The sequence below is a fragment of the Achromobacter sp. FW305-C-30-7 genome (genome assembly GCF_058783105.1).
In genome coordinates, this window is record NZ_JBYSYI010000007.1 from 250,927 (window position 1) to 268,684 (window position 17,758).

The following is a 17,758-nucleotide window of genomic DNA, read 5'->3' on the forward strand; positions in this document are numbered from 1 at the left end:
TCCCACAAGTGGGGCCATCGTAGCATTAAATAAGGTTTTCCCGCCCATCATGCTCGCAGAGGCTGAGATGAAGAATCAGGACCTGAATACCCGCCGTTCCCTGGCCACGCCGCGCGGCGTCGGCGTCATGTGCGACTTCTACGCGGTGCGCGCCGAAAACGCCACCCTGTGGGACGCCAATGGCAAGGAATACATCGATTTCGCAGGCGGCATCGCCGTCCTGAACACGGGCCACCTGCACCCGAAGATCAAGGCCGCCGTTGCCGCGCAGCTGGACAACTTCACGCACACGGCCTACCAGATCGTGCCGTACGAAGGCTATGTCTCGCTGGCCGAGCGCATCAACCGCCTCGCCCCCATCGACGGCCTGAAGAAGAGCGCCTTCTTCACCACCGGCGTGGAAGCCGTCGAAAACGCCGTCAAGATCGCGCGTTCGGCCACCGGCCGCTCGGGCGTCATCGCCTTCTCGGGCTCGTTCCACGGCCGCACCATGCTGGGCATGGCGCTGACCGGCAAGGTCGCCCCGTACAAGCTGTCGTTCGGCCCGATGCCCGGCGACATCTATCACGTGCCCTTCCCCAACGCCACCCAGTCCATCAGCGTGGCGGACTCGCTCAAGGCGCTGGACCTGCTGTTCAAGTGCGACATCGATCCCAAGCGCGTTGCGGCCATCATCATCGAACCGGTGCAGGGTGAAGGCGGCTTCAACATCACCCCGCCCGAGCTGATGACGGCGCTGCGCAAGGTCTGCGACGAGCACGGCATCCTGCTGATCGCCGACGAAGTCCAGACCGGCTTCGGCCGCACCGGCAAGCTGTTCGCCATGGAGCACCACTCGGTCCAGGCCGACCTGATCACCATGGCCAAGAGCCTGGGCGGCGGCTTCCCGATATCGGGCGTGGTCGGCCGCGCCGACGTCATGGACGCACCCGCCGCCGGCGGCCTGGGCGGCACCTACGCCGGCAACCCGCTGGCGGTCGCCGCGGCGCATGCCGTGCTGGACGTGATCGCCGAGGAAAAGCTGTGCGAACGCGCCGACGCCCTGGGCGACAAGCTGCGCGCGCATCTGGAAGGCCTGCGCGCCAAGGTTCCGGGCATCGCCGACGTGCGCGGCCTGGGTTCCATGGTCGCCCTGGAACTGAACGATCCCGCCACCGGCAAGCCGGACGCGGAAGCGGTCAAGCGCGTGCAAGCCCGTGCCATCGAAAAGGGTCTGATTTTGCTAAGCTGCGGTGTGTACGGCAACGTCCTGCGCTTCCTGTACCCCTTGACCATCCCCGACGCCCAGTTCGATCGCGCGCTGGCCATCCTGTCCGAGGCGCTTGCCGCCTGACGCACAGGGCCTGAACTACCGGTATTTCGGCGGGCAGGCACAAGTTTTGCGGGCGTAGCGGGTTATCCGCCACGCCCGTAAACGTTTCCTGGCCCACCGCTTCCCTTCAAGGAGACTGCAACAATGACCGCACTGACTCATCCCCTGGCGCGCCCCGACCTGCTGCGCGACGCCTGCTACATCGACGGCAAATGGGTAGCCGCCGGCAACGGCCCGTCCATCCCCGTGGACAATCCCTCCACCGGCAAGACCATCGTGTCCGTGCCCAAGCTGGGCCGCAAGGAAGCCGAACAGGCCATCGCCAGCGCCGAAGCCGCCCTGCCCGCCTGGAGCGCCAAGACCGGCAAGGAACGCGCCGCGATCCTGCTGAAGTGGGCCCAGCTCATGATGCAGCACCAGCAGGACCTGGCCGCCATCATGACCTCCGAGCAGGGCAAGCCCGTGACCGAAGCCGCCGGCGAAATCGCCTATGCCGCCTCGTTCCTGGAATGGTTCGGCGAAGAGGCCAAGCGCATCGACGGCGACATCCTGCAAAGCCCCAAGGCCGGCCAGCGCCTGATGGCGCTCAAGCAGCCCATCGGCGTCACCGCCGCCATCACGCCGTGGAACTTCCCGGCCGCGATGATCACGCGCAAGGTCGGCCCGGCCCTGGCCGCCGGCTGCACCATGGTGGTCAAGCCCGCCCAACAGACGCCGCTGACCGCGCTGGCGCTGGCCGTGCTGGCTGAAGAAGCCGGCGTGCCCGCGGGCGTGTTCCACGTCATCACCGGCAGCTCGCGCGAAATCGGCGCGGCCCTGTGCGAAAGCGACGTGGTGCGCAAGCTGAGCTTCACCGGCTCCACCGAAGTCGGCCGCACGCTGATGGAACAATGCGCGCCCACCATCAAGAAGCTGTCGCTGGAACTGGGCGGCAACGCGCCCTTCATCGTGTTCGACGACGCCGACCTGGACCGCGCCGTCGACGGCATCCTGGCCTCCAAGTACCGCAACGCCGGCCAGACCTGCGTCTGCGCCAACCGCATCTACGTGCAGGCCGGCGTCTACGAAGAGATCGCCAAGCGCCTGGTCGCCAAGGTCGAAGCCATGAAGGTCGGCGACGGCTTCGCCGACGGCGTGACCCAGGGCCCGCTGATCGACAGCAGCGCCGTGGAAAAGGTGCAGGAGCACATCGCCGACGCGACGTCGCATGGCGCCAAGGTGATCGCCGGCGGCAAGCCGCATGCGTTGGGCGGCACCTTCTTCGAACCGACCGTGGTGCGCGACGTGACCCAGTCCATGCGTTTCGCGACCGAGGAAACCTTCGGTCCGGTGGCCCCGCTGTTCCGCTTCGAAACGGAACAGGAAGTCATCGGCATGGCCAACGACACCATCTTCGGCCTGGCCGCCTACTTCTTCACCCGCGACTACGCCCGCATCTGGCGCGTGTCCGAAGCGCTGGAGTACGGCATCGTCGGCATCAACACCGGCATCATCTCCAACGAAGTCGGCCCCTTCGGCGGCGTCAAGCAATCCGGCCTGGGCCGCGAAGGCTCCAAGTACGGCATCGAAGAGTACCTGGAGATCAAGTACCTCTGCGTGGACCTGGGCGCCTGAACGGCCCCTCGCGCGGGTTTCCGGGAGTCCGATATGTTGCATCCCGCCCCGCGTCCGGCGTGGTAGATTTGCGCGTTCCCCGAACGAACGAGCCCGTATGAGCAGAACCTTTACCCGCGAGGACACCCGCCGGCTTGCCGCCATCCTGGCCGAAACGGCGCAGACGGAAGTCATGCCGCGCTTTCGCAATCTGCCGGAAGGGGCGGTGCGCGGCAAAAGCTCCGCCCGGGACCTGGTGACCGACGCGGACGAAGCCGCCGAGCGCCTGATCGCGGCGCGCCTGGCCAAGCTGCATCCGGGCGCCGTGCTGATCGGCGAGGAAGCCTCGGCGCGCAATCCCGCCCTGCTGAACATGCTGGTCGACGCCGACCTGGCGTTCCTGATCGACCCCATCGACGGCACCCGCAACTACGTGGCGGGACTGCCCTTGTTCGGCATGATGATCGCCGCCTGCCACCGCGGCGACGTGATCGCGGGCGTCATCTACGACCCGGTCAGCCGCGACAGCGCGTTGGCCGTGCGCGGCGAAGGCGCCTGGATGGAATATGAAAACGGCAAGCAGGTCCCGCTCGCGGTGGCCAGCCCCGCGCCCCCCGACGACATGGACGGCCTGATCTCGACCGGCGCCTTGCCCGAGCCACTGCGCACGACCGTCAACAGCAATCTGTCGCGGCTGGGCAGCACCGGCTCGCTGCGCTGCGCCGCGCATGAATACCGCATGCTGGCCGCGGGCCACTGCCATGTCGCGCTGTACAACCAGTTGACCGCCTGGGATCACGCGGCCGGCTGGCTGTTGCACCGCGAAGCCGGCGGCTACGCCGCGCACTTCGACGGCTCCCCCTACAAGCCCACGCACCGCACGGGCGGCCTGCTGTACGCGCCGGACGCCGGCAGCTGGCACGCGGCTCGAAAAGCGCTAATGGGGGACATGGCGGAAGTCAGCGAGACTTGACAGATCGCCCCCGGGAACGTTCAAAAACTCGGGGTTATCCCTAGGAATTATCCACAGTTCCTGTGGACAACCCTATGGAAAGGTCTGTAACAGCGGAAAAAAACCTTTTCAGGCCAAGCACTTGCTTAGACCGGTCAAAAACCGGCCGGCCGCAGGCCGCTTTACAACGCGTCCAGCGCCTCGGCGCAAGGCAGTTCCACCTTGAGGGTAAGCATGCTGTCGGCGCGGGTGCGTCCCAGATTGATGGCCGCTATCGGCATGCCATTGCGCGAGGCCGCGGAGACGAAACGGTAGCCCGAATACACCATCAATGAAGAGCCCACCACCAACACCGCGTCAGCGTTCATGAGGCCGGCATTGGCGCGATCCACCCGCTCGCGCGGCACGGTTTCGCCAAAGAACACCACGTCGGGCTTGACCACGCCGCTGCAGCGGGGACAGGGCGGCACCTTGAAGCGCGCGAAGTCTTCGCCTTCCAGATCGGCGTCGCCATCAGGCGCATCGGAAGCATCCAGCAGCATCCAGTCCGGATTGCCGTCCTGCAGCGCCTCCTGCCAGGCCTGGCGGCCGCCGCGCCAATCGCAGGCCATGCAGCGCACCTCGTCCAACCGGCCGTGTAGGTCCACGACCTCGCGGCTGCCGGCGGCCTCGTGCAGGCCATCGACGTTCTGCGTCACCAACACCGAGACGCGGCCGCGCGATTCCAGCCGCGCCAGCGCCCGGTGCGAGGTATTGGGCTGCACGTGGCCAAAGCGGCGCCAGCCCACCATGCTGCGCGCCCAGTAGCGCGCCCGCGCCAGTTCGCCGCCCATGAAGGTCTGCAGCGTCATGGGCGGCTTGCGCTTCCATTCGCCTTCGGTGTCGCGGTAGTCGGGGATGCCGGAGTCGGTGCTGACGCCCGCTCCCGTCAGCACGAACAGCCGCGGATGGCGGTCGACAAAGCCGCGCAGCGCGGCCAGATCAGAGACTCGTGTGTCCATCCAGGCTCCTCAGTGCCGGCCACTACAAATGTCGGCCACCGCAACATGGCGGCCACCGCAAAATGGCGGCCACCGCAAAATGGCGGCCACCGCAAAACGGCGGCCGCCGCGAACACCGCTCAGCCGCCCAGGCCGCAGTCGGGCATGTCGCTGACCAGGCTGGCCTGGGTCACGTTGCTGCCGGGCGGCACGCTGCGGGTCAGCCAGACGTTGCCGCCGATGGTCGAGCCCTTGCCGATGGTGACGCGGCCGAGAATCGTCGCGCCAGCGTAGATCACCACGTCGTCCTCGATCAAGGGGTGGCGCGCCAGGCCCTTCTTGAGTTCGCCGTTTTCGCCAGGCGGGAAGCGCTTGGCGCCCAGGGTGACCATTTGATAGAGGCGCACGCGGTCGCCGATGATGGCGGTCTCGCCGATCACGACGCCGGTGCCGTGGTCGATGAAGAAGCTGCGGCCGATGGTGGCGCCCGGGTGGATGTCGATGCCCGTGTCCGCATGCGCGATCTCCGCCACGATGCGCGCCAGCATCGGCGCGCCCAGGCGATACAGCACGTTGGCCAGGCGGTGATGGATCATCGCCGCCACGCCCGGATAGCACAGCAGCACTTCGTCCACGTTGTGCGCGGCCGGATCGCCCTGGTAGGCGGCGGTCACGTCCAAGTCCAGCGCGGCGCGCACGCGCGGCAACTCCGCGCCGAACTGCCGCACGATCTCGATGGCGCGCTGGCGCGTATCCGCGGGTTCCGCCTGTTCGGGCCGGCCCACGTATTGCAGCTCAAGACAGACCTGGTGCAGCAGTGCGTCCAGCGCCGCGCCGATGGTATGCCCGACATAGAAGTCCTCGACCTCCTCGCGCAGGTCGATCGGCCCCAGGCGCATCGGGAACAGGGCGCCACAGAGGTTCTTGACGATCTGGCGCAGGCTTTCCTGCGAGGGGAACTCGCGCAGGCCCGCGTCTTCGCGCAGACGGCCGCGCGGACCGCGCCAGGCCACGCGCGCCTCGTGCAGGCCGGACACGATGCTGTCCAGGTTCCAATGGGCCGGCGCGTTGTAGGTCGGCCCGCTCATGACCGCGGCTCCTGCTGGGAGCCAGTAGACGGATTGAATTCAAACATGGGTGCGCCTCGTTGACGGTGCATGGCCGCGGCGGCTTGGCCGCCGGGCAATGCTGCTTCGCAATATTTCCGTCAACTGTAACCGCTCGCGCCGGTTTCGCGGAATCCATCCGACACGGCGCAGGGGTTATGTCCCCACGTCCTGATCGTAGCCTTGAGGATTGCCCTGCTGCCAGCGCCAGCCGTCCGCGCACATCGCATCCACGCCATGCGTGCTGCGCCAGCCGAGCAAGCTGGCCGCCAATGCGGGATCGGCCCACATGCGCTCGATATCGCCGGGACGACGGGCTTGCGCGCGCACGGGAATCCGGCAGCCGTTGACCCGCTCGAACGCATGCACCAGCTCCAGCACGCTGGTGCCCTGCCCCGTGCCCAGGTTGACCGCCACGAACCCAGGATGGCTCTCCGAGTATGCGAGCGCCTGCACATGCCCTTGCGCCAGGTCCATGACGTGCAGATAGTCGCGCACGCCGGTGCCGTCGGCCGTGTCGTAGTCGTCGCCGAACACCCGCAGGTAGGGCTGACGCCCCACCGCCACCTGGGTGATGAAGGGGAACAGGTTGTTCGGAATGTCGCGCGGGCTTTCGCCGATCTGCCCGCTATGGTGCGCGCCGATGGGATTGAAGTAGCGCAGCGTGACCGCGCTGAAGGCCGGGTCGGCCCTGCAAACGTCGCGCAGCACCTCTTCCACCATCAGCTTGGTGCGGCCATAGGGATTGGTCGGCGCCAGCGGGTGCGCTTCGGTGAACGGCAGGTACTGCGGCTCGCCATAGACCGTGGCCGATGAACTGAAGACCATGCGCGTCACGCCCGCCTCGCGCATGGCGCGCAGCAGCGCCACTGAACCGCCGACATTGTTGTCGTAGTACTTGAGCGGATCGGCGACCGACTCGCCCACCGCCTTGCTGCCGGCCAGGTGCAGCACCGCCCGCACCGGTGCGCCGCGCGCAGCCGATCCGGCCAGCACCGACTCGACCAGGCCGGGGCTGCGGATATCCCCTTCCACCAGCGGGATCTCCACGCCGCACAGGCGCTCGACGCGGCGCACGGCCTCGCGGCTGCCGTTGCTGAAGTCGTCCAGCACCAGCGGCCGCTGGCCCGCCGCCAGCATCGCCACCAGCGTGTGCGTGCCGATGTAGCCGGCGCCGCCGGTCACCAATACATGCAGGTCCGGCATGGCCCGGCCTCCTTCACAGATGCGCCGCCACGCCGGGCACCCAGGCATGGCGCGGCCGCGGCGCCTGCGCATGGCTGCGGTAGCGGTCGATCCAGTACGAGGTGGACGCGTCGTGGCCCCAGTCCACCACGCCGGCCGACACCGGCACCGCCAGCTCGCGCTCGATGCCGGTGGCCAGGCGCTTGCCCAGTTCCACGCCCCATTGGTCAAAGGGGTTGATGCCCCAGACCACGCTCTGCACGAACACCTTGTGCTCGTACAGGGCCAGCAACGCGCCCAGCCCGCGCGGATCCAGCTGGCGCAGCACGATCAAGGTGGAAGGCCGTCCGCCCGGATGGACCATGTGCTGCGCCAGGCTCAGCGCCCGTTCCTGGTCGTCGATGTGCGCCACGTCCATCAGCGCCTGCTCCAGGCACTTGCCGCGCAGCAGCGCCTGGCGCTGCGCCAGGCAGTTGGCCAGCAGCATGCGGTGCGCATCCGGACTGTCGGCATGGCCTTGCAGGCTGGCGATGAAGTCCACCGGCGCGCCGTCCTCGCTCTGATGCAGCCACTGGAAAAAAGTGTGCTGGCCGTCGGTGCCCGGCATGCCCCAGATGATGGGCGCGGTCGGCACGCCGACCGCCGCGCCGTCGCCCGCGACCCGCTTGCCCAGCGATTCCATTTCCAGCTGCTGCAGGTAGGTCACCAGGTGCAACAGCCGCGCGCTGTAGGCCGCGATGTTCAGGGAGTTTTGTCCCAGCACGCTGCAGTTGACCAGCCCCGCCAGCGCCAGCTGGATCGGCGCATTCGAGGCGAACGGCGCCTGCTGGAAATGCTGGTCCATGGCCTCGGCGCCCGCCCGCATGCCGATCAGCACGTCCGCGCCTACCGTCAGCGCAATCGACAAGCCGGCTACCGACCAGACCGAATAACGCCCGCCGACCCAGTCGCACATCTTGAAGATCTGGCTGGACGGCACGCCCAGCGCCCGCGCCGCCGACACATTGGCGGTGACCGCGGCCAGATGCTCGGACACATCCGCCACGCCGCCCTGCTTGAGCCAGGCGATGGCGGCGCGTGCATTGTGCAGCGTCTCGGCGGTGGTGAAGGACTTGGACGACACCACCACCAGGCAGCGGCGCGGATCCAGTCCTGCCACCGCGTCATGGAACGCGTGGCCGTCGATGTTGGAAACGAAGCGGATCTGCCGGCGCTGCGACGCGCCGCCGAACGCCTGCACCGCCAGGCGCGGCCCCCAATCGCTGCCGCCGATGCCGATGTGCAGCACCGTGTTGAAGTCGGCCGTCTGGTCGACGCGGCGCACGAAGTCAGTCATGCGCGAGTGCTCGCAAACGGAGTCCGCATCCTGCCCATCGGGTTGTTCCCGCGTGCGTCCGGCGCGCAGCGCCGTATGCCATGCCGGCTTGCCCTCGGTCCAGTTGACCGGCTCGCCCGCGAACAGCGCCTGGCGCGCGTCCGCCACCCCGCGCGCCTGCAGCAGCGCCATGGCGGCGGCTTCCAGCGCCGGCGACTGCCGTTGCATGCTCAGGTCCACGCACAGACCCGCCGCCTCAATGACCTTCAGCGCCGCGCCGTCCAGTTCCGCGCCGTGCGCGGCTTGCGCGAACGCCTGCCACTCAGGGCTGTCCGCCAGGCCGGAATTCGCCCTTAGCGCCTCAACCGCATACTTGGCCTTTCCCATCGCGTGATGCTCCTTAAAACGGTAAACGAACATGAGGGGCAATGCGCCGGAACGCGTTGCGGAAATCCTCCTCGATACGGGCCAGAGCGGCCACGGTGTCCCCTTCAAAACGCAATACCACCGTCGGCGTGGTGTTGGACGGACGCGCCAGGCCGAAGCCGTCGGCGTAATCCACCCGGATGCCGTCCAGATCGTTGATGGACTGCGCGCCGGGAAACTGCCCCTGCGCGCGCAGCGCTTCCACCAGGTCGAACTGTTCGCCTTCGGCGGTTTCCAGCTTGATTTCAGGCGTGGCGCAAGACTGCGGCAGGCTCTCCAGCAGGGCCGACGGATCCGGCGCCCCGGACAGGATCTCCAGCAGCCGGGCGGCCGCGTAGATGCCATCGTCGAAGCCGTACCAGCGCTCCTTGAAAAAGATGTGGCCGCTCATCTCGCCCGCCAGCTGCGCGCCGGTCTCGCGCATCTTGGCCTTGATCAGCGAATGCCCGGTCCTGCACATGGTGGCCTTGCCGCCGGCTTCCGTGATCGCGCGCGCCACATGGCGGCTGCATTTGACGTCGTACAGGATCTCGGCGCCCGGGTTGCGCGCCAACACATCGCGCGCCAGCAGGATCAGCAGGCGATCCGGCCAGATGATCTGCCCCGTCTTGGTCACCACGCCGAGGCGGTCGCCGTCGCCGTCGAACGCCAGGCCGACCTCGCAGTCGGAATAGCGCAGGCAATAGATCAGGTCCTGCAGGTTCTGCGGATCGGCCGGGTCCGGATGATGGCCCGGGAACGAACCGTCGACTTCGCAGAACAGTTCGACCACTTCGCAGCCCAGGGCGCGGAACAGCGCCGGCGCCGCCGCGCCGGCCACGCCGTTACCGCAATCGATGGCGATCTTCATCGGCCGCGCCATGCGGATGTCGCCCATCAGGCGCGCCGTGTAGCAGGGCATGATCTGCATCTGCGTGCGTCCGCCCGAGGCGCTGGCCGACTCGATCGGCAGCCGCATCGCGTCGCGCAGCGCGGTGATGCCCTCGCCGTACAGCGAGGCGCCGTCCAGCACGATCTTGAAGCCGTTGTGCGCGGGCGGATTGTGGCTGCCCGTGACCGCGATGCCCGCGCCGGTGTCCATCAGGCGGGTCGCGAAATACACCATCGGCGTGGTCGCCATGCCGATATCGATGACGTGCATGCCCGCCGAACGCAAGCCGGCCTGCAAGGCGGCCGCCAGCTCGACGCTGCTCAGCCTGCCATCCCTGCCCACCACGATGGACCGCGCCCCCAGTTCGCGGGCCTGGGTCCCCGCCGCCATGCCCAGGCTGTGCGCGAACCGCGCGTCGATCTCTTCCGGCACCGTGCCGCGTATGTCATAAGCCTTGAAAACCGCATCCAGAATTTGCGGGGTATCCCAGCCAAAAGTTCCGTGCATGCCAGTTTCTCCGGGTGGCGTTATTTAGGGCCGTTCTGTTTGAAATCGCCGTAATACGCCGCACGGGAGTAGCGATAACTACCGTACTTGGACCGGAAGCCGAAGCGTTCCGGCATGAGCTTGAGACCGTTGAAAAGCACGCCATCCACGGGCGCGCCGGCCTGGATCAGGCGCTTGGCCGTCTCGCGGATTTCACCTACCGTGTTCATGCCCGAGCGCACCACCACCATCACCGCGGCCGCATGCGTGCCGACCACGGCCGCGTCCGGCGACGACAGCACGGGCGCCGTGTCCAGGATCACCATGTCGTACTGCGATGCCAGTTCGCGCAGGGTTTCGCCGAACACCGGCGAGGCCAGCAGTTCGGAAGGATCGAAGGTGACCGCACCGGTGGCGATGAAGTCCACGCCTTCGGACACGCTGTGCTTGCGCACCTGGGTCAGCGGGATCGTTCCCGACAGGACCTCGAACAGGCCGTCTTCCTTGGGCACGCCGAAGTAGCGGTTGAGCTGGCCCTTGCGGAAGTCAGCGTCGATCAGCAGCACGCGCTTGCCCACGCCGCCCTGGATGAAGGCGAAGTTGGCCGACAGGAAGGACTTTCCCACGCCCGCCACCGGCCCGGTGAACATGACCATGTTGTTGGCCGACTGGCGCAGCGACGCCTGCAGCACGTTGCGGAACGACCTCAGGCTTTCGATGGGCGGCGCATTGCCCTGGCTCTGGGCCAGCAGCGCGGGCACGCTGGCATTCTTGCGCCGGCTGCGCCGCCACAGCTTGTCCTGTATGTCGCTGTACGGAATGGCGGCCAGCACCGGCAGGCCGGTATGGCGCTCGACGTCGTCGGGTTCGGACAGGCCGCCGAACAAGGCGTTGCGCACAAAGGCGCACAGCATGCCGAAGATCAGGCCGAAGGCGGTTGCGACGCCGATGATGATGGCGGCCTTGGGACGCACCGGCTTGTCGGGCTGCACCGCCGAGTCCAAGATGCGCACGTTGCCCACCTTGCCGGCGCGGATCAGGCGCAGCTGCTGGGCGTTGTTGAGCAGCGCCGTGTAGAGCTCGGTGTTGACGCGCACGTCGCGCACCAGGCGCACCACGTCCTGTTCCAGGTCGGGCAGTTGGCGGATGTTGTTGCCGATGCGGTTCACGTCCCCGGTCAGGCCGGCGATCTGGCGGTCCAATGCCACGATGCTGGGGTGGGTCGGCGCAAAGCGCGTGATCATTTCCTGGCGCTTGGAGCGCAGCTCCATCACCTTGGTCTGCGCGTCCACCGACTGCGCGAGGATCAGCTTGGCCTCTTCGCTCAGGTCGATGGTGCCGCGCTTGTTGCGCAAGGAGTTGTACTTGGTCTCGGCCGCGTCCAGCTCGCCCTTGAGCACCGGCAGCTGCTGTTCGAGGAACACCAGCGACTTCTCGGCCTGCGCCGACTTGCGGTTGACGTTTTGCTGCACGTACTCCTGGCCGATCTGGTTGAGCACGGCGGTGGTCAGCGCGGGATCATTGCCTTCCAGCGTGACGCCGATCACACCCGAGGTGCGGCCGCGCTCGAAGATGCCCAGGCGCCCCTGCACGTCCTCGATGGCGGCCAGGCGCGAGCTGCGCGACACGGTGAACTCGGTGCCGGGGCGTCCCGTCAGCGCATCGATATGCACGTCCATGGCGCCGCCGCCAGGCAGCCTGAAATGCTCGGGCTTGCCCACCGTGCCGTTGAACGTGGCGCCGGTGAACTTGTCGCTCAGCGTGTAGCGTCCTTCGCCCAGCGTGGTCACGCGAAACGGCTTGCCCAGCCATTCGTTGGGCACGTCCAGCTGCGAAATCGCGATGGCTTCGCCGCCCCAGGCGTAGCCGCCGCGCGGAAAGCTCGACGGGTACGGCAGGCTTTCATAGCGCTGCGCCAGCCATTCGCCGATCACGGGGAAATAGCGCGGCTTGGCCTGGATGTACAGCAGGAACTTGTCGACCGCGGGCCCGACCACCATGCGCGAGCGCAGCACTTCCATTTCGCCCGAGGTCTCCGCCTTGGTATCGAACATGGAGGAAACATCCCCCAGCAGGCTGCGGCTCTGCCCCTGGGGCATTTCCTCTTCCACCTGCACGATGATGTCGGCCGAATACACCTTGGGCGTGATCATCACGTAAGTGAGCGCCCCCAGTAATGCGAGCAGAGTGATCGCAATGATCATCCACCGGTTGGAGAAGATGGCGTCCACATGGGACGACAACGGAGTTTCCTGCTGGCGAGCCGGCACGGACGGCTCGAACGATTCGATGGGCAACGACATGCAGCTCTCCAAGAGAAGACGCCGCCGCGGTCGCGGCGTCCCCAGGCGTGGTTTAAGGCGGACTAATCTATGGCTTTCACGGTCTGTACGGTCTGGGCGCTCGGGAACAGGTTGCTGATGAAGCGGTTCCACCGCACCAAGCCGGCCGTGTCCACGAACACAACATCTTTGGGTTGCAACTCGAACTTCTCCGCCACCGCAAGAGTCTGCGGCGAGCCGGCGTTCAGGTGGAACACCAGCGGCGTCGCTTGCTCAGTGCTGCGCACAACGAATATTTGCGACGGGTTCGAGGTCAGCTGGTTCGGTCCTCCGGCCAAGCCCAACGCCTCGGTCAATGACATGCGTCCGTCACGCATCACTGCCGCGGTGGGCAAGGTCACCTCGCCCATCACGAAAACCTTGCTGTCGTCGCGCGGCGTGACCCTCACGATGTCGCCCGACTTCAGCAGCACTTGATTCAAGTCCTGGCCACGCTCGATCAGCGCGGGCACGTTCACGCGAGTGCGGCGGCCATCCCGGATCACATAGACTGCGCTGCGGTCTCCGGTCGGCAGAATGCCGCCGGCCCTGTTGATGGCTTCCAACAGGGTCATCGGAATATCGTTGATCGCAATTGCGCCCGGCGTCTTGACCTCGCCATCCACGTAAACACGCTTGCTGCGATATCCCAGAACGCGTACGGTGATCTGCGGATCCTGGATGTATTTGCCTGAACTATTCACTATGAGATTGCGCGCCTGAAGTTCCGTCAACCCGGCCACTTTCAGCAATCCCGCATACGGAAATTGGATATATCCAGTGGATGAAACCGTATAGCCCGGAATGCCCGAGGCAGTATCCCCAATGGCTAATTCCGTGACCCCTGTCCCGATGGCGTAGGTTTGCGTCGGAAGGACGAGTTCAGGGTGATCCCACACTACGATCGAGAGGATGTCGCCCGGCCCGATCAGGTACGGCCCGGACTTGCCGTAGAGCTTGTCGACGCCTTCGTTGTCGAGCAATGCCTGGCGCGCGCGCTGGTCTTCCAGCACCAGCGACGGCGTGATTTCCTTGATTACTGCCTTGGAGTTCGGATCCAGCGGATCCGCAAGCTGATTGGCGTCAAAGGTCATACCGGGAGACAAGGCGCAAGCGCCCAGCGAGGACACGAGCGCGATAGCTGCTATGCCTCGGCTCAACGTTCCGAAAAATGTCGTCATGGCAAATCCACTTGTGAATGACTTCGTTGCTTGGAGTGAGCCCGATGCGTAACGGGTTGCGACATTCCACTCTCTTTTCCTAGGCCCGCACATTCGACGGATGTCCTAAGCCTTCTCCTACATCGTTTGGAGGTTTCGGGTGCGTTGCGCACTCAATAAGATTTTGTCGGTAGCCACAAGCTTTGCGGCAGTGCACGGTTTTTGCTCGACGCAGAGCGGCTCCCCACGAACAGGAGTGCGCGATGGACCCGTCCCAAACGGACACGTCGTCTAGATTCAGCGGGGCAAGCTATCTCTACCGCTTGCTCGATGCCGCGATCGTCATCACCTGCGGCCTGACTGCCACCGGCTTGAAATTCTCGGACGATGCCTTGGCGGATCCTCCGCAAATCCATCTGTTCCTTGTATATCTGTGCGGCCTCGGCGTCGTTGCCATCTTTCCGGCCTTCCGCCTGTATGTCTCCTGGCGCGGCCGCCTGCTCACCGACCTGGTGGTGCGCAGCCTGGCGGCGTGGGCGCTGGTGTTCGCGCTGGGCATCTGCATCAGTTTTCTCATGCACCAGACCGCGGCGATATCCCGCGTATGGGCGGCTACGTGGTTCGGCATGTCGGCGCTGACCTTGGCCGGCTTACGCATTGCGGTCTACGCGGTGCTGGGCGCCGCGCGCGACCGCGGCCTGGACCGCAAGCGCGTGCTGCTGGTGGGCTTCGGCGCGCTGGGCCACGACCTGTGGCGCCGCGTCGAGCAATACCGCGGCGCGGGCTACGAAGTGGCGGGCATCTACGCCGAACCCCATGAAAACCTGCCGCCGCAAGTCCGCCGCCTGCATGACCTGGACGAACTGCATGCCTTCGTGCATGAGCACACCGTCCGCGAGATCTGGATCGTGCTGCCGATGGAGGCGGGCCAGGAACTGCGCGAAGTCCTCTATCACCTGCGCAACGACCTGGTGGATATCCGCTGGATTCCCGACGTCATGTCGATCCAGCTACTGGGGCATCGCATCGGGGAGTTCCTGGGCCTGCCCGCGATACAGCTCAACAGCCTGCCCGCCGCTGGCGTGCGAGGCTGGGCCAAGGAGATCTTCGACCGCAGCTTTGCCTTCTGCGCGCTGATCGGGCTGTCGCCGGTCATGCTGACGGTGGCTTTCCTGGTCAAGGCGACCTCGCGCGGCCCGGTGTTCTTCACCCAGCCGCGGCTGGGCGTGGACGGCAAGGTCTTCCACGTCTACAAGTTCCGCACCATGACGGTGCACCAGGAGCACGGCGTGGTCACCCAGGCGACCCGCAACGACGCGCGCATCACGCGCATCGGCGGCTTCCTCAGGCGCACCAGCCTGGACGAGCTGCCCCAATTCCTGAACGTGCTGATGGGCGACATGTCGGTGGTGGGCCCGCGCCCGCACGCGCTGGAGCACAACGAAATGTACAAGGACCTGGTCCAGCGCTACATGATGCGCCACCGCGTCAAACCCGGCATCACCGGCTGGGCGCAGGTCAACGGCCTGCGCGGACAGACGGACACGCTGCGCAAGATGAGCGACCGCATCGAGTACGACATTTATTACATCCAGCACTGGACGTTCAGGATGGACCTGCAGATCATCGCCCGCACGGCGGTATCGGGATGGACGGGCCGCAATGTCTACTAGACCCTTGGGATGGCCCGAACGATCCGGGCGGCAACGGGCCGCGGCCGCCGGCGGCGTACTGGCGCAGGCGGAATTCCGCCAGGCGGTCGAAATGTTGCCGCTGGTTTCCATCGACCTGCTGCTGCGCGACGCCGCGGGCCGCTACCTGACCGGCCTGCGCGCCAATCCTCCGGCCCAGGGCGCCTGGTTCGTGCCGGGCGGGCGCATCCGCAAGAACGAGACCCTGCACGACGCGCTGCGCCGCATCGCCCGCGAAGAGTTGGGCATCCCGGTCAACGAACTGGCCTGGACTCCGCGCGGCGTGTACGAGCACTTCTACGGCACCAATTTTGCGGGTGAAGCCGGACGCTCCACCCATTACGTCGTCCTCGCCTACGAGGCCGAGCTTTCTTTGGACATTTCCAGCCTGCCCCAGGCCCAGCACCGCAGCTACCGCTGGCAGCCTGCCCGGGCCATCGCCGCCGATCCCGGCGTGCACCCCTACACCCAGGCCTACTTCAAGGAGTGAGCGCCATGACCAACCCCCCTCCCCCGTACCGGGCAGTCATACTCTGCGGCGGTTCAGGCTCGCGCCTGTGGCCGCTGTCGCGCGAACTGCTGCCGAAGCAGTTCATCCGTTTGACCGATGACCGCAGCCTGCTGCAGAACACCCTGCTGCGGCTGGGCTCGGCCGGCGCCGAGGCCCGGCCTACCCTGGTATGCAACGACGCGCACCGCTACATCGCGGCGGAGCAGGCGCTGGAGCTGGACATCAAGGACGTGGAAGTGATCCTGGAGCCGTTCGCCCGCAACACGGCGCCAGCCATCGCCGCTGCCACCCTGCGCGCCATGCGCGACGGCGAGGATCCGGTCATGCTCATCATGCCCTCGGATCACGTGCTGGAAGACGGCGAGGTGCTGCGCGCCGCCTTCGCCGAAGCCTACCGGGCCGCCCTGCAGGGCGCGCTGGTGACGTTCGGGATCAAGCCCACCGCGCCGCTTAGCGGCTATGGCTATATCCAGGCGGACGACCCCGGCGTCATGGCGCCCGCGCGCCGGGTACGCCGCTTCGTCGAAAAACCCTCGCCCGAGGTCGCTCAACGTTTCATCGAGGATGGCGGCTATTACTGGAACAGCGGCATGTTCGCCTTCCAGGCCTCGGTGTTCCTTTCGGAAATGGCGCGCCTGGCGCCCAAGATGCTGGAACAGGTGCAGGCGGCGGTGGCCATCGGCCATGGCGAGAATGCGCTGTTCCACCTGGACGGACCGTCGTTCGAAGCCTGCCCCAGCGATTCCATGGACTACGCCATCATGGAGCGTACCGACAGCGCCGTGGTTATCCCCCTGGCCGCCTCGTGGAGCGACGTCGGCGCCTGGGACGCGGTCTGGGGTATCGCCCAGAAGACGGAGGAAGGCAACTCCACCACCGGCGACGTCATGGTGGAGGATTCGCGCAACTGCCTGATCCACTCCACCAGCCGGCTGGTCGCCTCGGTGGGCCTGGACGACATCGTCGTGATCGAAACCGCCGACGCCGTACTGGTGGCGCACAAATCGCGCTCGCAGGACGTCAAGCGGCTGGTCGAGATCTTCAAGACGCAGCACCGCTCGGAGCTCAACCATCACCGCGAGGTGCAGCGGCCCTGGGGATCCTATGACTCGGTGGGCCAGGGTCCGCGCTACCAGGTCAAGCGCATCACGGTGAAGCCCGGGGCGCGCCTGTCCTCGCAGATGCACCACCACCGCGCGGAACACTGGATCGTGGTGTCGGGCACGGCGCGCATCTACAACGGCGACAAGCAGTACCTGCTGACCGAAAACCAGTCGACTTACATCCCCCTGGGCGAGATCCACAGCCTGGAGAACCCTGGAAAGATCCCGCTGGAAATCATCGAGGTTCAATCGGGGGCCTACCTGGGCGAGGACGACATCGTCAGATTCCAGGACATGTATGGCCGAGTGTGAGGAGCCTCCACGCCGCGCGCGCTTGCCTGCCTCCGAGAAGGAGTCTTTCTTCAGGCCAGGCATGGCGCGGATCTGCCTGCCCTTTGCTGGCCTGTTCTTCGCCGTGCTGGTCACGGTGGGCAACCTGCCGGGCCTGGCCGCCGAGATGTCGGACGCCTTTGGGGACAAGCGCCTGCATCTTGCGGCTTACGCCTTCCTGACCACCTTGATCTATTTCTCGGTCAACCGGCGTCCCGGACTGACGGCCCTGCTGGGGGTGGCGGCCCTGGGCGCTTTGGATGAAGCAATCCAGTCCTTTTTTCCGTATCGACAGGCTGATTTATTAGACCTTTTGGCCGATATCTCCGCGGCTGGTGCAACAGTAATCTCATTGCACATTGGTACCGCAGCCTTCGGCTCCTTTCGTGCAGTCACTAAGTCTTAAGGATACAACC

General features: G+C 66.3%; 14 protein-coding genes. 7 read left to right on the forward strand and 7 right to left on the reverse strand.

Annotation, left to right across the window (positions count from 1 at the left end; genetic code table 11):
• Positions 1 to 67 precede the first annotated feature (67 nt).
• The 3 genes from AC3WOB_RS23060 (at position 68) to AC3WOB_RS23070 (ending at position 3,878) form a co-directional block, all read left to right on the forward strand.
• Complete coding sequence (locus tag AC3WOB_RS23060) at positions 68 to 1,333, forward strand: 4-aminobutyrate--2-oxoglutarate transaminase (protein ID WP_013395096.1); 1,266 nt, start codon at positions 68 to 70, stop codon at positions 1,331 to 1,333.
• Between the two features lie 123 nt (positions 1,334 to 1,456).
• Positions 1,457 to 2,926: an NAD-dependent succinate-semialdehyde dehydrogenase gene (locus tag AC3WOB_RS23065; protein WP_013395097.1), complete on the forward strand. Its 1,470-nt coding sequence runs from the start codon at positions 1,457 to 1,459 to the stop codon at positions 2,924 to 2,926.
• 97 nt (positions 2,927 to 3,023) lie between these two features.
• Positions 3,024 to 3,878 (forward strand): inositol monophosphatase family protein, encoded by an 855-nt coding sequence (locus AC3WOB_RS23070; protein WP_492276290.1) that lies wholly within the window; start codon positions 3,024 to 3,026, stop codon positions 3,876 to 3,878.
• Positions 3,879 to 4,039: 161 nt separating this feature from the next.
• Here AC3WOB_RS23070 and AC3WOB_RS23075 read toward each other — a convergent pair whose 3' ends face one another.
• From AC3WOB_RS23075 to AC3WOB_RS23105, 7 genes are all read right to left on the reverse strand, one after another.
• Entirely contained in the window at positions 4,040 to 4,858 is an 819-nt protein-coding gene (locus tag AC3WOB_RS23075; RefSeq protein WP_013395099.1) for an NAD-dependent protein deacetylase, read from the reverse strand.
• 119 nt (positions 4,859 to 4,977) lie between these two features.
• Complete coding sequence (gene epsC / locus AC3WOB_RS23080; protein WP_013395100.1) at positions 4,978 to 5,925, reverse strand: serine O-acetyltransferase EpsC; 948 nt, start codon at positions 5,923 to 5,925, stop codon at positions 4,978 to 4,980.
• 174 nt (positions 5,926 to 6,099) lie between these two features.
• Positions 6,100 to 7,149, reverse strand: coding sequence for a UDP-glucose 4-epimerase GalE (gene galE, locus AC3WOB_RS23085; protein ID WP_492276291.1), 1,050 nt, complete (start codon positions 7,147 to 7,149; stop codon positions 6,100 to 6,102).
• A gap of 13 nt (positions 7,150 to 7,162) precedes the next feature.
• The gene (pgi, locus tag AC3WOB_RS23090; protein WP_013395102.1) at positions 7,163 to 8,830 is read right to left on the reverse strand and encodes a glucose-6-phosphate isomerase; all 1,668 of its coding nucleotides are present in this window, start codon (positions 8,828 to 8,830) and stop codon (positions 7,163 to 7,165) included.
• Positions 8,831 to 8,843: 13 nt separating this feature from the next.
• Positions 8,844 to 10,247: a phosphomannomutase/phosphoglucomutase gene (locus AC3WOB_RS23095; RefSeq protein WP_013395103.1), complete on the reverse strand. Its 1,404-nt coding sequence runs from the start codon at positions 10,245 to 10,247 to the stop codon at positions 8,844 to 8,846.
• A gap of 20 nt (positions 10,248 to 10,267) precedes the next feature.
• Positions 10,268 to 12,529, reverse strand: a complete 2,262-nt coding sequence (locus AC3WOB_RS23100; protein ID WP_013395104.1) for a GNVR domain-containing protein — start codon at positions 12,527 to 12,529, stop codon at positions 10,268 to 10,270.
• Positions 12,530 to 12,591: 62 nt separating this feature from the next.
• The gene (locus AC3WOB_RS23105) at positions 12,592 to 13,728 is read right to left on the reverse strand and encodes a polysaccharide biosynthesis/export family protein (RefSeq protein WP_041654095.1); all 1,137 of its coding nucleotides are present in this window, start codon (positions 13,726 to 13,728) and stop codon (positions 12,592 to 12,594) included.
• 242 nt (positions 13,729 to 13,970) lie between these two features.
• Here AC3WOB_RS23105 and AC3WOB_RS23110 point away from each other — a divergent pair, with 242 nt between their 5' ends.
• The 4 genes from AC3WOB_RS23110 (at position 13,971) to AC3WOB_RS23125 (ending at position 17,748) form a co-directional block, all read left to right on the forward strand.
• Positions 13,971 to 15,380, forward strand: a complete 1,410-nt coding sequence (locus AC3WOB_RS23110; RefSeq protein WP_013395106.1) for an undecaprenyl-phosphate glucose phosphotransferase — start codon at positions 13,971 to 13,973, stop codon at positions 15,378 to 15,380.
• Positions 15,370 to 15,888, forward strand: coding sequence for a GDP-mannose mannosyl hydrolase (locus AC3WOB_RS23115; RefSeq protein ID WP_080551086.1), 519 nt, complete (start codon positions 15,370 to 15,372; stop codon positions 15,886 to 15,888). The genes AC3WOB_RS23110 and AC3WOB_RS23115 overlap by 11 nt, the downstream gene beginning before the upstream one ends.
• 5 nt (positions 15,889 to 15,893) lie before the next feature.
• Positions 15,894 to 17,324: a mannose-1-phosphate guanylyltransferase/mannose-6-phosphate isomerase gene (locus tag AC3WOB_RS23120; protein WP_492276292.1), complete on the forward strand. Its 1,431-nt coding sequence runs from the start codon at positions 15,894 to 15,896 to the stop codon at positions 17,322 to 17,324.
• Between the two features lie 61 nt (positions 17,325 to 17,385).
• A complete protein-coding gene (locus tag AC3WOB_RS23125) occupies positions 17,386 to 17,748 on the forward strand; it encodes a VanZ family protein (protein ID WP_013395109.1) in 363 nt (120 codons plus the stop codon).
• Positions 17,749 to 17,758: the final 10 nt, after the last annotated feature.

Excerpts from the sequence above, each read along its gene's own strand:
- AC3WOB_RS23060 (WP_013395096.1), top strand. The coding sequence starts at position 68 with ATGAAGAATCAGGACCTGAATACCCGCCGTTCCCTGGCCACGCCGCGC.
- AC3WOB_RS23065 (WP_013395097.1), top strand. The coding sequence starts at position 1,457 with ATGACCGCACTGACTCATCCCCTGGCGCGCCCCGACCTGCTGCGCGAC.
- AC3WOB_RS23070 (WP_492276290.1), top strand. The coding sequence starts at position 3,024 with ATGAGCAGAACCTTTACCCGCGAGGACACCCGCCGGCTTGCCGCCATC.
- AC3WOB_RS23075 (WP_013395099.1), bottom strand. The coding sequence starts at position 4,858 with ATGGACACACGAGTCTCTGATCTGGCCGCGCTGCGCGGCTTTGTCGAC.
- epsC (WP_013395100.1), bottom strand. The coding sequence starts at position 5,925 with ATGAGCGGGCCGACCTACAACGCGCCGGCCCATTGGAACCTGGACAGC.
- galE (WP_492276291.1), bottom strand. The coding sequence starts at position 7,149 with ATGCCGGACCTGCATGTATTGGTGACCGGCGGCGCCGGCTACATCGGC.
- pgi (WP_013395102.1), bottom strand. The coding sequence starts at position 8,830 with ATGGGAAAGGCCAAGTATGCGGTTGAGGCGCTAAGGGCGAATTCCGGC.
- AC3WOB_RS23095 (WP_013395103.1), bottom strand. The coding sequence starts at position 10,247 with ATGCACGGAACTTTTGGCTGGGATACCCCGCAAATTCTGGATGCGGTT.
- AC3WOB_RS23100 (WP_013395104.1), bottom strand. The coding sequence starts at position 12,529 with ATGTCGTTGCCCATCGAATCGTTCGAGCCGTCCGTGCCGGCTCGCCAG.
- AC3WOB_RS23105 (WP_041654095.1), bottom strand. The coding sequence starts at position 13,728 with ATGACGACATTTTTCGGAACGTTGAGCCGAGGCATAGCAGCTATCGCG.
- AC3WOB_RS23110 (WP_013395106.1), top strand. The coding sequence starts at position 13,971 with ATGGACCCGTCCCAAACGGACACGTCGTCTAGATTCAGCGGGGCAAGC.
- AC3WOB_RS23115 (WP_080551086.1), top strand. The coding sequence starts at position 15,370 with ATGTCTACTAGACCCTTGGGATGGCCCGAACGATCCGGGCGGCAACGG.
- AC3WOB_RS23120 (WP_492276292.1), top strand. The coding sequence starts at position 15,894 with ATGACCAACCCCCCTCCCCCGTACCGGGCAGTCATACTCTGCGGCGGT.
- AC3WOB_RS23125 (WP_013395109.1), top strand. The coding sequence starts at position 17,386 with ATGGCGCGGATCTGCCTGCCCTTTGCTGGCCTGTTCTTCGCCGTGCTG.